This is a genomic window from Massilia sp. CT11-108 (genome assembly GCF_047302915.1).
Taxonomy (GTDB): domain Bacteria; phylum Pseudomonadota; class Gammaproteobacteria; order Burkholderiales; family Burkholderiaceae_D; genus Telluria; species Telluria orientalis.
Genome location: NZ_JBKYMO010000011.1, coordinates 26242 through 39692, shown reverse-complemented (window position 1 = coordinate 39692; position 13451 = coordinate 26242). Strand labels below are relative to the sequence as shown.

Annotated in this window: 10 protein-coding genes; 8 read left to right on the top strand and 2 right to left on the bottom strand. The window is 58.2% G+C overall.

Going from position 1 to position 13451, the window contains the following annotated elements; all coding sequences use genetic code 11:
* Positions 1-1676: Rne/Rng family ribonuclease (locus ACEN88_RS02650; RefSeq protein WP_413337266.1), on the bottom strand; the 1676-nt coding region annotated here is incomplete at its 3' end.
* A gap of 829 nt (positions 1677-2505) precedes the next feature.
* On the opposite strand from ACEN88_RS02650, the gene ACEN88_RS02645 reads away from it, so the two are divergent.
* The 4 genes from ACEN88_RS02645 to ACEN88_RS02630 are packed head-to-tail and all read left to right on the top strand — an operon-like array spanning position 2506 to position 5632.
* Entirely contained in the window at positions 2506-3522 is a 1017-nt protein-coding gene (locus ACEN88_RS02645; protein ID WP_413337269.1) for an RluA family pseudouridine synthase, read from the top strand.
* Between the two features lie 38 nt (positions 3523-3560).
* Positions 3561-4220, top strand: coding sequence for an HAD-IIIA family hydrolase (locus tag ACEN88_RS02640; protein WP_413337265.1), 660 nt, complete (start codon positions 3561-3563; stop codon positions 4218-4220).
* Positions 4217-4615 carry a Rieske (2Fe-2S) protein gene (locus ACEN88_RS02635; RefSeq protein ID WP_413337264.1) on the top strand — a complete coding sequence of 133 codons (399 nt, stop codon included), beginning with the start codon at positions 4217-4219 and terminating at the stop codon, positions 4613-4615. The genes ACEN88_RS02640 and ACEN88_RS02635 overlap by 4 nt, the downstream gene beginning before the upstream one ends.
* A gap of 15 nt (positions 4616-4630) precedes the next feature.
* Positions 4631-5632, top strand: a complete 1002-nt coding sequence (locus ACEN88_RS02630) for a S49 family peptidase (RefSeq protein ID WP_413337263.1) — start codon at positions 4631-4633, stop codon at positions 5630-5632.
* A gap of 223 nt (positions 5633-5855) precedes the next feature.
* Here the strand turns inward: ACEN88_RS02630 and ACEN88_RS02625 are convergent, their stop codons facing one another.
* Positions 5856-6284: a hypothetical protein gene (locus tag ACEN88_RS02625; RefSeq protein WP_413337262.1), complete on the bottom strand. Its 429-nt coding sequence runs from the start codon at positions 6282-6284 to the stop codon at positions 5856-5858.
* A gap of 219 nt (positions 6285-6503) precedes the next feature.
* On the opposite strand from ACEN88_RS02625, the gene ACEN88_RS02620 reads away from it, so the two are divergent.
* From ACEN88_RS02620 to ACEN88_RS02605, 4 genes are all read left to right on the top strand, one after another.
* Positions 6504-7220 carry a pseudouridine synthase gene (locus ACEN88_RS02620; protein ID WP_413337261.1) on the top strand — a complete coding sequence of 239 codons (717 nt, stop codon included), beginning with the start codon at positions 6504-6506 and terminating at the stop codon, positions 7218-7220.
* 169 nt (positions 7221-7389) lie between these two features.
* Positions 7390-8394 carry a phospholipase A gene (locus tag ACEN88_RS02615; RefSeq protein ID WP_413337260.1) on the top strand — a complete coding sequence of 335 codons (1005 nt, stop codon included), beginning with the start codon at positions 7390-7392 and terminating at the stop codon, positions 8392-8394.
* 133 nt (positions 8395-8527) lie between these two features.
* Positions 8528-10354 carry a glycosyl hydrolase family 28-related protein gene (locus ACEN88_RS02610; RefSeq protein WP_413337259.1) on the top strand — a complete coding sequence of 609 codons (1827 nt, stop codon included), beginning with the start codon at positions 8528-8530 and terminating at the stop codon, positions 10352-10354.
* A gap of 625 nt (positions 10355-10979) precedes the next feature.
* Positions 10980-13436 (top strand): SLBB domain-containing protein, encoded by a 2457-nt coding sequence (locus ACEN88_RS02605; protein ID WP_413337258.1) that lies wholly within the window; start codon positions 10980-10982, stop codon positions 13434-13436.
* The last annotated feature ends 15 nt before the right edge of the window (positions 13437-13451 follow it).

The following is a 13451-nucleotide window of genomic DNA, read 5'->3' as shown; positions in this document are numbered from 1 at the left end:
GGCGCGGCGGCAGGTGCCGGGGCGGGTGCCTCGACCGGCTTGGCCGGCTGGCGGTCGACCATCGGTGCCGGCTGGGCCGGGGTGATCGTCTTGACGACGGCTTCCTGGCGCGGCTTGGCTTCTTCCTTCTGGCGCTTGGCGAACGCCATGTCGGTGTCGGCCGACTCGGCCATCGTGTAGCTGGCGGCGTCGTCGTCCAGGCGCGGATCGTCGTGCTTGATGCGCTCGAGCTTGTAGTGCGGGGTTTCCAGGTGCTTGTTCGGAACCAGGATGACCGTGATGCGGTGGCGCGTCTCGATCTTGAGGACTTCGCCGCGCTTTTCGTTCAGCAGGAAAGCGGCGACGTCGACCGGGACCTGGACGTGGATCGCGGCCGAGTTTTCCTTCATCGCCTCTTCCTGGATGATGCGCAGCACCTGCAGGGCGGACGATTCGGTATCGCGGATGTGGCCGGTGCCCGAGCAGCGCGGGCAGGTCACGTGCGAACCTTCCGACAGCGACGGACGCAGGCGCTGGCGCGACAGTTCCATCAGGCCGAAGCGGGAGATCTTGCCCATCTGGACGCGTGCACGGTCGTGGTGCAGGGCATCCTTCAGGCGCTGTTCCACTTCGCGCTGGTTCTTGGCGACTTCCATGTCGATGAAGTCGATGACGATCAGGCCGCCCAGGTCGCGCAGGCGCAGCTGGCGGGCCACTTCGTCGGCCGCTTCCAGGTTCGTGTTGAACGCGGTGGTCTCGATGTCCGAGCCGCGGGTGGCGCGGGCCGAGTTGACATCGATGGAGACGAGGGCCTCGGTGTGGTCGATCACGATCGCGCCGCCGGACGGCAGCGGGACGGTACGCGAGTACGCGGTCTCGATCTGGTGTTCGATCTGGAAGCGGGAGAACAGCGGCACGTCGTCCGTGTAGCGCTTCACGCGGTGCGCCATGTCGGGCATCACGTGGCTCATGAACTGCTGGGCCTGGTCGAAGATCTCGTCGGTGTCGATCAGGACTTCGCCGATGTCGGGCTGGAAGTAGTCGCGGATCGCGCGGATGACCAGCGACGATTCTTGATAGATCAGGAACGGACCCGGAGCCGACTTGCCGGCGCCTTCGATCGCGCGCCACAGCTGCATCAGGTAATTCAAGTCCCACTGGAGTTCTTCGACGTTGCGGCCGATGCCGGCGGTGCGGGCGATGACCGACATGCCTTGCGGCAGGTCCAGCTTGTCCATCGTCTCGCGCAGTTCCTGGCGCTCCTCGCCTTCGACGCGGCGCGACACGCCGCCGCCGCGCGGATTGTTCGGCATCAGGACGAGGTAGCGGCCGGCCAGCGAAATGAACGAGGTCAGGGCCGCGCCCTTGTTGCCGCGTTCTTCCTTTTCGACCTGGACCATGATTTCCTGGCCTTCGCGCAGGGCTTCCTTGATCGTGCAATTGCGGACGTCGACGCCGTCGCGGAAATAGGAGCGGGCAACTTCTTTGAAGGGGAGGAAACCGTGGCGCTCTTCGCCGTAGCTGACGAAACAGGCTTCAAGAGAGGGTTCGATGCGGGTGATGACGCCTTTGTAGATGTTCGACTTTCGCTGTTCGCGACCGGCGGTCTCGATATCGATGTCGATCAGTTTCTGGCCATCGACGATCGCTACGCGCAGCTCCTCCTGCTGGGTAGCGTTAAACAACATACGTTTCATTTTTATAAACTCCGCGACCCGTGGGCCGTTTCATGCCGTCTTTATGCAAGAGCGGCGAAAGTACAGGGATGTACGCGGTGAAGGGAGTGTTGGCGGTGGTATGCCCGGGGTGTGGCACGGCATTGCCGGCCACAGGGCGCAGTGGCGTCGAACGACATTGCCTCGCGCACGAGCGTCCTCGCCGGCCCGGGCGGCCCGATCGGGGCGGCACAGGGGCAGGCAAGCGGTGCGACACAGCCAGATCTTCAGTGGGCGCGCATGCCGGGGAGCCGAAGGGTGCTGCCGAAACGGGCGCTCCGGGGCGTGAAGACCGCAGTGCGTGCTGCGCACCTGCTTGATCTTCCCGGATGACTGTCTCCAACAACACTGCTACAGCTCACGACGGTCTAGCGGCTCCTTACTTCGGGTCGGGCGAACGGCAAGCGTTATCGACGCCATCACCCGGCGAGCCGACCCTGCGGCCGGCTTGCCGGTACTTATCCTTACAATTCCAAACAATCCAATCCTGCATCCTGTGCGGCTACCCGGTTGCAACTGCGGTGCAACCCAGGTTCGCACAGGAATGTGCGTACACGTCTAGAAATCCTTGAAATCCGCCGCTGCGCTTTCGCATTGTCGCTGCGATGCCGCGACACTACTGCCGCTTGCGACGGTTTGGGGATTCCGTTTTTTTCCATCGAATTTGCATTTTGGCGGGGCCGATGGAGACGCCCCTGTGTAAAATATCGTTTTAATTCTTACACCTGCAGAGGTTTGACCGCCGCCTGTCGATTATATATTCAAAATGAAGGACTTAGAGAGAATTTCTGGGAAGACAGAGCGAATGACCATGCAAAACGATGTTGTTCCCCCTTCATCACAGACAGATAGCCGCCCCCCTGCCACTGCTCAGTTTGTCACAATCACCGAGGAAGAAGCAGGCCAGCGCATCGATAATTACCTGCTGCGCGTCTGCAAGGGTGTCCCAAAAAGCCATATCTACCGCATTCTCCGCTCCGGCGAAGTGCGCGTGAACAAAGGCCGCATCGATCAGTTGTACCGCCTGGTAACGGGCGACATCGTCCGCATCCCGCCTGTCCGCATCGCCGAAAAGGCCGCGGGCAGCGCCCCTGTGCCGGGCGCGGAATTCGCCATCGTGCACGAAGACAGCCACCTGCTCGTCATCGACAAGCCGGCCGGCGTGGCCGTGCACGGCGGTTCGGGCGTGTCGTATGGCGTCATCGAGCAATTGCGCGCAGCCCGGCCGGATGCCAAATTCCTGGAACTGGTGCACCGCCTGGACCGTGAAACGTCCGGCTTGCTGTTGCTTGCCAAGAAACGCTCCGCGTTGACTAGCCTGCACGAGCAAATGCGCGACGGCACAACCGACAAGCGCTACCTGACGATGGTGGCCGGCGACTGGCGCAATCCGCGCCAGCACGTGAAGCTGCCGCTGCACAAATACACGACGCCGGACGGCGAGCGCCGCGTCGTCGTGCAGGCGGGCGGCCAGGAAGCGCATACGGTATTCAACCTGCTGCGCAAATGGCCGGCGTTCGCGCTGCTGGAGGCGGAACTCAAGACGGGGCGCACGCACCAGATCCGCGTGCACCTGGCCTCGAGCGGCTTCCCGATCCTCGGTGACGAGAAATACGGCGATTTTGCGCTCAACAAGCAGCTTCAGAAGGCAAATGATGCACGCGGTGCCTTGCGCCGCATGTTCCTGCACGCGTACCAGATCACGTTCCAGCACCCCGAGACGGGCAAGCCGCTCACCCTGAAGGCGCCGTTGCCGGCGGAATGCGAGCGTTTCTTGGTAAGCTTGGGGCCAGCGCAGGAACTCAAAACACGCAGCACCCATCGATAACGCGGAATGAGGAGCCGGCGCCACGAGCGCCGGGAGACATGGCAAGAAAGCAATTCGATCTGATTGTCTTCGATTGGGACGGCACGCTGATGGACAGCACCGCCACCATCGTCAAATGTATACAGTCTGCAGCCAAGGACCTGGGCCTGGCTGTTCCAAGCGACGCCGCGGCGTCGCACGTGATCGGCCTCGGCCTGGGCGAAGCCATGCAGGCCGTCATGCCGAACATCGACCCGGTCCTTTATCCGCGCATGGTCGAACGCTATCGCTACCACTTCCTGACGAAAGACCACGAACTGGTCCTGTTCCAGGGCGTGCGGGCGATGCTGGAGGAGCTTTCCCAGGAGGGCTATTTCCTCGCGGTGGCGACCGGCAAGAGCCGGGTCGGCCTGAACCGCGCCCTGAACGCGGCGGGGCTGCTGTCCGTGTTCGATGCGACCCGTTGCGCCGACGAGACATTTTCCAAACCGCACCCGGCAATGTTGCAAGAATTGACAAGGGAACTCGGCCAGGACATGCGGCGCACCGTTATGATCGGCGACACGACGCATGACTTGCTTATGGCAAATAATGCCGGCGCCGCCGGCATCGCCGTCGAGTATGGCGCCCATCCAGTCCAGCAGTTGCAGGCATGCCATCCGGTTTTCACGGCAAAGAACGTGCCCGAATTGCATCAGTGGCTGGTCGAGAACGCATGAGCGATACCGAAGACGTCTACATTTGCGATTCCGCGACCGTCGAGGACGGCGGCAAGGGCGTCCGTTTCCCCGTACTGGCGTTCGGTGACGATGCCACCGGTTTCGTCGTACGCTTCGGCGGCAGGATCTACGCCTACCTGAACCGTTGCGCCCACGTGCCGATCGAACTGGACTGGTTCAAGGGCGAATTCTTCGAATCGAGCAAGCTTTATCTCATGTGTTCGACGCATGGCGCCATCTATTTGCCCGAGAGCGGCGCCTGCGCAGGCGGTCCTTGCCGCGGCGGCAAGTTGCGGCCGATTACCGTGCGGGAAGCCGATAACCGGATTTATTGGCAACCGGACCAGCATATCCGTCCGCCGACAGCGGGCCTGCGCGACAGCCAGATGGGGTAACCACACCAGGTATCTATGAGCGACAACACCAGGAACGACAATCCGAACGACAACCGAACGGCCGCACCGACGACCTTCAGCAGCTGGGAGCGCGAGACCCTGGAACGTCTCGTCTTTGCCACCGTGCGCGAGCAGCGGGCTGCGCGCCGCTGGGGCATCTTCTTCAAGATGTCCTTTCTTCTGGTGGCATTTTTCGCGATCTGGGCGTATTTCGACTTCAACTTCGGCAGTTCGGACATCGAGGCGCTGGGCCGCCACACCGCGCTGATCGAGATCGACGGCGCCATCGAGGACGAAGGCAGCGGTGCCGCCGATACCGTCATCCCGTCGCTGAACAAGGCGTTTTCCGATCCGGGCTCGGCAGCCATCGTCCTGCGCATCAACAGCCCGGGCGGCAGTCCCGTGCAGGCGGGCATCATCGTCGACGAAATCCAGCGCCTCAAGAAGGGGTATCCGAACAAACCCGTGTACGTGGTCGTGGACGAGATCTGCGCATCGGGCGGCTATTACATCGCAGCGGCGGCCGACAAGATCTACGTCAACAAGGCCAGTATCGTCGGGTCGGTCGGCGTCCTGATGGACGGCTTCGGCTTCACCGGCCTGATGGACAAGCTCGGCATCGAGCGCCGCCTGCTGACGGCGGGCGAGAACAAGGGCTTCCTCGATCCGTTCAGCCCGCAGTCCGACAAGCAGAAGCAGCATGCGCTCGAGATGCTGAACGAAATCCATGAGCAATTCATTGCCGTCGTGCGTGCCGGACGCGGCAAGCGCCTGAAGGAAAATCCGGAAATCTTTTCCGGCCTTTACTGGACCGGGGCCAAGGCGGTCGAGATGGGCCTCGCGGATGGCTTCGGCACCGTGGACACGGTCGCACGCGATGTCGTGAAGGCGGAAGACATCATCGATTACACGGCGCACGAGGGCTTGCCGGAGCGTGTGCTGAAGAAATTTGGCGCGTCGGTCGGCGCCGGTGCGGTGCATTCGATGTACCGGGGTGCCGTACCCAGCTTGCGCTGAGCACGGGCATCGGGCGACTGATATGTCTCAATATTGGGCTTGAAACTTACAAACGGTGGGCTATAGTTGGTGTGTAGCTGTTTCGGCGTGAGCGACAAGAAACCAGCCTGTTCTTGGCGTTGCTGGAACCGCTTCAGACCCGCATCCGTGCGGTTTCGAGAGAATTCAATTCCTCAAGCTGGAGTCCCAATCGGGAAGGAAACGACGGCGTACGCCGTCGTTTTCATTTTGGGCGTTCGTCGTCGGGCGCGCCTGGAATCGATTTCACATTTGCTAACGGCGTAGCTGACGACCGTGACGTCGAGCGCGGGCCGCCATGCACGACCACCTTCCGGCTCAGGAGTGCGCCTTCGTCCGCTTGCTGCGATGTCTCGGCGATATCGCTATCAAGACTGCCCGGCTCAGGCTGGTGAAAGCCGCCTGTCTCCAGCCAGGCCTGAAAACGGCGCTGAGCCTGCTCATACCATGCGGCGCGCATCGGCAGCTGGTGTTCAAAACAATGTACATGCGGGATGTCGCCACCGCGCGTCCAGCGCGCCAGCGCAAGCCGAGTCGGGAAAATCGCGGCGTATTCAAGGGCCACCTTCGTCCCGCTGCTTGTGGCCGAGGATGAAGACGGGGTGCTATGGTTCTGCTTTTTTTCGATCTGCACGTTTGCCTCGTGGTTTGGGGGTTAATCCGATGTGCCGGATGGTGCGGCCCACCCTTAGTCCTACACTCAGTAACTGTAGGTCGATTCCTAATCAGGTTTCAGTGTATCAACGGGACATAGTCAATTCTTGAGATGTGTCAAACGAATTCTTGCTTCGAGTTGAAACCCCTGGGTTGCTGAACTTTGACGCTTGCAATCCTTCTGCTACAGTCTCGCCCCATGAGTAAACTATCCCTCGACCGCGTGCTCCAGTCGCAAGGCTTCGGTACACGCAAATATTGCCGGGCCCTGATCGAAGACGGCGACGTGGCCATCAACGGCGAAGTCCACGACAAGTACAAGACCCTCGTGGAGACGGACGGCCTGGTGCTGACCGTGTTCGACGAAGAATGGGTCTATCGCGAACACGTCTACATTGCCTTGTATAAACCCTCCAACTTCGAGTGCTCCCGCAAGCCGAGCCACCATCCGGGCGTGCTGACCTTGTTGCCGGAACAATTTACCTGGCGCGACGTCCAGCCTGTCGGCCGACTCGATCATGACACGACGGGCCTGCTGCTGATGTCGGACGACGGCCCGTTCATCCACGCCCAGTCTTCACCCAAGCGGCACATCCCGAAGGTGTACCAGGCGACCACCCAGGAGCCGGTCACCCAGGCGCTCGTCGACCAGCTCCTGTCGGGCGTGCAATTGCACGATGAGCCCGCGCCGCTGGCGGCCCAGTCCTGCGTACAGCGGGGCGATCATCAGCTGGAGATCGTGCTGGAGCAGGGTAAATATCATCAGGTCAAGCGCATGCTGGCTGCGGCGGATAACCATTGCGCCGCGTTGCATCGCTCGCAGATCGGCGGGCTGACGCTCGAGTCACTGGGTTTGCAGGAAGGGGAGTGGTGTTATCTGGAGCAGGCGCAGCTGGATTTGCTGGTGCCGGGCTGATGCGGTGATGCGCGGCGGCGCGCATTATCGTGCTGCCGTGCGACATTCCATGCGGATTTCCGCGACACTCGTCATCGACTCTTGTCGCTGTTTAACCCCGACGATGCCGATGCCCGCAAGAAATCACCGCCTCTTCCTCCTGCTTACCTTCCTCGCGATACATCCGGCCATGGCTCAGCAGACCGATCCGGGTCTGGCCGATTGCGCGCGCGTGACCGATGCCGCCCAGCGACTGGCGTGCTATGACCGGCTGGCCGGCGTCGCGCCCGCGCCTGCGGCCGCACCGGCACCGGCGATCCAGAATGCGGACGTGGTCAATGCCCGGGGCGCCGACGCGCCGCCCGTTCCGGCCGCAGTCGACGCTTCGCCCGGCACCATGCGAGATTTCAGCCTGGCCGATCATTGGGAACTGGACCAGGAACACAAGCGTGGCGTCTTCAATTTCCGTCCGCATCAGGTGAACTACCTGATGTTCACCCGCACCGCGCATCCCAACAACGAACCCTACCGGCCGTTCCGCCGCATCGCCGACCTGACGAGCGACCTCGCGCACTCGGAACTCGTGTTCCAGCTGGGATTCAAGATGAAGCTCGTCGAAAATGCTTTCGCCAAGCCCGTCGATCTGTGGTTTGGCTATACCCAGAACAGCTTCTGGCAAGCCGGCAATCACGAGGCGTCCAGCCCCTTCCGCGAGACGAACTATCAACCCGAGCTGATGGCCGTCACTCCACTGCATTTCAGTGTATTCGGGATGAATGCGCGCTTTCTTAATCTCGGTCTGGTGCACCAGTCGAACGGCCAGACCTCGACATTGTCGCGCAGCTGGAACCGGGTCTATGCGCAGGTCGGACTGGAGCGGGCAGGGTGGACCGTACTGGGGCGTGTCTGGAAACGCGTCAATGAGGCGGCTGCCAACGACGACAACCGCGACATCGTCGATTACATGGGACGCGGCGATGTCGTCGTGACCTACCGCAGCAATGGCAACGATTACTCGGCCCTATTGCGGCGCAATTTTTCCACCGAGCGTGGTGCTGTCCAGCTCAGCTGGGCGTTTCCGCTGGCGGGGCATATCAAGGGGTATGCTCATCTGTTTTCGGGGTATGGGCAGAGCCTGATCGATTACAATTATTACCAGAACACGGTCGGGGTGGGATTGCTTGGGACGTTCTGAAACATGATTCCAAATGCTTGCGCTGCGCATGAACGCAGGAACACGTCGGCCTATGTTTGCTGGCAGATCCGCCACTGGCTGTGACATAGTACTTGGGGCGATCCTGAACTCTCAAGCCACCGGATAACTTTTAATGAACTATTGCATAAAAAGAAATCTCGGCATGCTGGCAGCTTGTCTTGCGTTGACCGGATGGGCGACAGCACAACCGAAACCAATCGAGCAACAAGGTCAGTCTGGGGATGCGGATGTGGCTGCAAGCCAGGCCAACGACAAGTCAGTCGGCATGAAGTTCTTGCGCGATTTCGGTGCCAAAGGTGACGGTGTCACTGACGATACTGTCGCAATCAGACGTGCTTTCGGTTGGCTTGCACGAGGAGATCGCACGCTATACGGGGAGCCGGGAAAAACGTATGTTGTTTCCGATAAGCTGAGCGTCTGGGGTACTCGCATTTTATTCGATTGTCAACAGTGTATTATCAAAAACGCAATCAACGCGGCAGTGGCCGATCCGTTATTTTCGCTCACCGATACGTCGAGCAATTTCATCCGCCTGGCGAACTTCGCTGTCCAGTTCGACAAGCCGACAGGTAAGGGACATACTATTGCGATCATGGGTAGTGGTAATGCGCCACAGGCCATTGATCTTGAGAATATTCGCATCAATTTTCAGGTTGGCAAGGGCAAGGATCACAACGGTGCTCCCATGCCGGCATACGGCGTATATGCTTATGGCGTGTATACCCTCAACGTAGACCGTCTGTACATTAAGAACGGAAGTGGTGGCTTGTTCTTCGATACTCTGCAAAAGGTTTCAGTTACGCGTGCGGTAGTCGATTCCGTGACCAATTTCGGCATGGCGTTCGAAAACGTCGTCAACGCTGAAGTCGGAGGCATGTCGAACGTCACCGGATCGGGACAGAATAATCAGGCAGACGTCTACTTCAACGGCTGCGACAGCTTCACGTTCAGAGACAGTCGAATAAAGGGCGGTGCCGGAGCCCAAATCATGGCAGGCGATACACCATCACGAAATGTTAACATCGACAGCAATCATATCGAAGTTTACAACCCGAATCATCGTGCGATTTACCTCAAGGCAAACACAGTGTCGGCTGCCGTAACGAACAACTTTATCAAGCACATCGGCGGCAATGGACCGTTCGACGCGTCGATCGCGGTGGTCGAAGGGCCCGGAGCACCCTTACACGGAGCATTCCTAATCCGGCACAACATAATCGGTGTTGGAGGAGCGGACATCTTGGCAAACGGGATTCTGATCAGGACATCCCGAGACCCGGTAAACAGCGCGGTGATCGAGTCGAATACGTTGGGTGATCAGACAGTTTCGGCAACGATCACAAATGCGATCAACCTTGCTATGGTTGGCTCGCGTAACGTAGTCAGAAACAACATCGTCGGCAGTCGAAATATGACCGTCACGAACGGGATTGTGGTAGGACCACGCAACGTGGGTACTGTAGTCCAAAATAACGTAGTTGGCGGAGGAATTGTTAAAACGCTTTTGGAGAATACCGGTACCAATACGCGACTTTACGAGTCCGGTGCGTGGACGCCTATTCTGAAGGGCGAAACGACGGCCGGCGTTCACTCCTACAGGCAGCAAGTTGGCAGTTATCGGCGTATCGACGACGTAGTCTATTTTACCGCCGACGTGGCGCTCTCGGCGCTAGATCGGCAGGTGGCGGGGAATGTCATTCTGGACGGGTTGCCATATGTGGCTACTGGCGCCAGTGGTGGCTATGGAACCGCAAATGTTGCTGCGGCTCGGTTTACGTTCCCTGCCAATACCACGATGGTAGGAGCCTTCGTACAGCCGGGCACCACAAAAATCGGCTTTTCGTTTTCAGGCACGAACACAACGCCAGTCCGGGCGACCGGGGCCAACTTGAGCAGCGATTTTACAGTGACTGTCAGCGGGTTCTATTTCGCTAAATAAAAGACGGGCATCTCAAAGCTATTAGAGTTCGCATACCGGTTCGCCCTTTGTCTTTAGACACTTGGTGTGATCTTGGGCGAAATTACATAGTAAAAATGCAAGTATCAGTGTTACCTAGACAGCGGTTTTCTGACGCGTATTTTGGATCACGCGTTTCCCTTCCACATCATTCCTCATCGGGTAAATCGTCTTGCTCGCTCTCCAGTGTGGGCTGGCATAATCAAGACTGATCGTAGCGTGATTACAAATGTAAGATGATAAAACTGAAATCTAACGAAAGAGAGGATTTCATGTGCCGCTTTCGATTACTTCAGTTTAGATCGGCTCAATGCAACGTTTACTAATCGAAAGACTAACATATAAAACCTTAGTAATATCGGAAAAACTCACTAACAATCACTTATTTGTAACTTAAATGAAAAATGCACAAAGGTAATGTTGTCTTGCAAAACCGGATTTATTATTTCCTACAGGAAACTTCTTTGTCGCTTTTATGCTGAATACATACAGAACGGCGCCCAAAACTAGCGGTCGACGATATAACAAAGGGTTCCGCTTGCGCATTACAGTAAGGTAAAATGGCAGACTGTTCGCGATGCATCCAGTCCATCCCTTCCGATAACCAATGTTCAAGTTTACCAAGAGTTTTATGGCCGCGGCCCTGGCCGTAGCTTCGATCGGCGTATCCGCCCAAAATTCCATCAGTAACGCTGACCTGTTCGGTCAGGGTCAGTCCAGCCAGTTCGGCACTGAGGACAGTACGACAGGTCCAGCAACGACCGGTCAGAGTCTTGGGATATCGTCGCCCAAGAAGGTGATCATCAGCAACTCGCAGACCGGGTCGCCCGCGCAAATCGACCAGGCCAGTGGTCAAACCGACCAAGCCGCCAGTCGGGGAAGGCGCGGCGTCGGCAAAGGCAGAGGTTATGGTAGCAATGGCCTAAATGACAACGGTAACGGTGGGCTGAATGGCATTATGCCGCAATCCGCGTTTACGGATCAGCCGGGAGAAAATACGCCCCCACTCAGCGAATTCCAAAAGTTTATTTTGGACAATACGGGTCAGGCGTTGCCAATTTTCGGCTCCGAGTTTTTTTTCAATACGCCTGCCACATTTGCACCGATTATGAGTTCGCCAGTTCCCAGCGATTATCGGCTTGGCCCTGGTGACGAATTGATGATTCGCGGTTGGGGCACGATTGACATCGATTACCGTGCTATTGTCGACCGAAACGGCACGATAAATATCCCGACCGTCGGCTCTGTTGCGCTCGCAGGCGTGAAGGCTGGCGACGCTGAAAATGTCATCCGTGCCGCTATTGCCAGGCTGTACAAGGGTGTAACGGTCAGCGTTAATTTTGGCCAATTGCGCGCCTTGACCATCTATGTGGTAGGTCAAGCAAATCGACCTGGTACCTACACTGTGTCGAGCCTATCGACTTTGGTAACCGCATTGTTTGCTAGCGGCGGCCCGAACCCGAACGGCAGTATGCGCCGTGTGCAAGTAAAACGCGGTGGTAAGGTTGCGGCCGAGTTCGACCTCTATTCGTTCATTGCCAAAGGCGATAAGTCGGCGGATATCAAACTGCAAGATGGCGATACGATTTATATTCCGTCAGCCAGCGGCTTCGTGGCGTTGGTCGGCAAGGTCAATAGCCCTGGTATCTACGAGTTGAAGAATGGTAACGAGACGGTCGAATCCATGCTCGACTTTGCGGGTGGACTTCCGGTTGTGGCCGATCCTCGTCGTGCGTTCCTTGAGCGCATCGATCCGAACAAGAGCCGCCCGCGCAGCGTGGAAGAGTTCACGCTCAATGGCGAAGGACGCAGGCATTCTCTGAAGAATGGCGATGTACTCAATGTAATGTCGATCACGCCGGATTTTTCGAATGCCGTGGTTTTGCGTGGTAGTGTCGATCAGCCGGTACGTGCCCCGTTCAATCAGGGCATGCGGATCACCGATCTGATTCCAAACCGCGAGTATTTGATCACTCGTAACTCGATCAAGCGTCAAAACAATGCCGTGTCGACAGGGAACGACGAGAAAGATACGACCGAAAATGCTAGCAGCATCGCTGGGCGTATCGGTGGACTGATCGATGCCATCAATTGGGACTACGCTGTCGTCGAACGCGTTAACCGCGCGGATCTGAGCGTTCATCTGATTCCGTTCAATCTCGGCAATGTATTCTCCAATCCGAACGGGCCAGATAATCTCCAGTTGCAGCCCGGCGATACCGTAACGATTTTCTCTCAGGATGACGTGGCTGTGCCGATGGATAAGCGCCAGGTAGTCGTTCGTATCGAAGGCGAAGTAAAAGTCCCGGGTGTGTACCAAATGACTGCAGGTGATACTTTGCAAACCCTGGTCGCGAAAGCGGGCGGGCCCACTTCGAATGCATACATGTTCGGTACCGCGTTTTATCGAGAAGCAGTCCGCAAGGAACAGCAGGCGAATCTGCAACGAGCTGCGGATCGTCTCGAAGCACAGATGCGCAGCGAAGAATCCGCGCAGGCGGCCAATCTGCGAGCGATGAGCGGGACGGACGCGGCCACAGCCACCGCCCAGCTCGAAGCCGAGCGCAAGATTGCCCAGGAGCGCATCTCACGCTTCCGCAAACTTCAACCGACCGGCCGCATCGCGTTCGGTCTCGACCCAAACGATCGCACCTTCGCGCATCTGCCGCAGGTGACGCTGCAAAATGGTGACCGCCTTGTCGTTCCTGCTAAACCGGCCTTCGTCCATGTATTTGGTGCTGTCAATGTCGAGGCTTCGCCATTATGGAAACCAAATACTCGCGTCAGCGACTATCTGAAGATGGCCGGTACCGCCGTGGATGCCGATGTCGATAACGTGTTCGTCATGCGCGTCGACGGGACCGTTTTGTCGGCGGAATCACAGGGCTGGTTTTTCGGCAAGATCGGCGGTGTCGAGGTCATGCCGGGTGACACCATTGTCGTGCCAGAAAAGTTTGATCGTCAGACGACATGGACCAAATTTACCCAAGGTGCGCGCGAATGGACGCAAATCCTGGCGAACTTTGGCTTGGGTGCCGCTGCGGTCAAGACGTTGCGAGATTAACGGTGCGTAAGCCCT

Excerpts from the sequence above, each read along its gene's own strand:
- ACEN88_RS02605 (WP_413337258.1), top strand. The coding sequence starts at position 10,980 with ATGTTCAAGTTTACCAAGAGTTTTATGGCCGCGGCCCTGGCCGTAGCT.
- ACEN88_RS02630 (WP_413337263.1), top strand. The coding sequence starts at position 4,631 with ATGAGCGACAACACCAGGAACGACAATCCGAACGACAACCGAACGGCC.
- ACEN88_RS02645 (WP_413337269.1), top strand. The coding sequence starts at position 2,506 with ATGCAAAACGATGTTGTTCCCCCTTCATCACAGACAGATAGCCGCCCC.
- ACEN88_RS02620 (WP_413337261.1), top strand. The coding sequence starts at position 6,504 with ATGAGTAAACTATCCCTCGACCGCGTGCTCCAGTCGCAAGGCTTCGGT.
- ACEN88_RS02635 (WP_413337264.1), top strand. The coding sequence starts at position 4,217 with ATGAGCGATACCGAAGACGTCTACATTTGCGATTCCGCGACCGTCGAG.
- ACEN88_RS02610 (WP_413337259.1), top strand. The coding sequence starts at position 8,528 with ATGAACTATTGCATAAAAAGAAATCTCGGCATGCTGGCAGCTTGTCTT.
- ACEN88_RS02615 (WP_413337260.1), top strand. The coding sequence starts at position 7,390 with ATGGCTCAGCAGACCGATCCGGGTCTGGCCGATTGCGCGCGCGTGACC.
- ACEN88_RS02640 (WP_413337265.1), top strand. The coding sequence starts at position 3,561 with ATGGCAAGAAAGCAATTCGATCTGATTGTCTTCGATTGGGACGGCACG.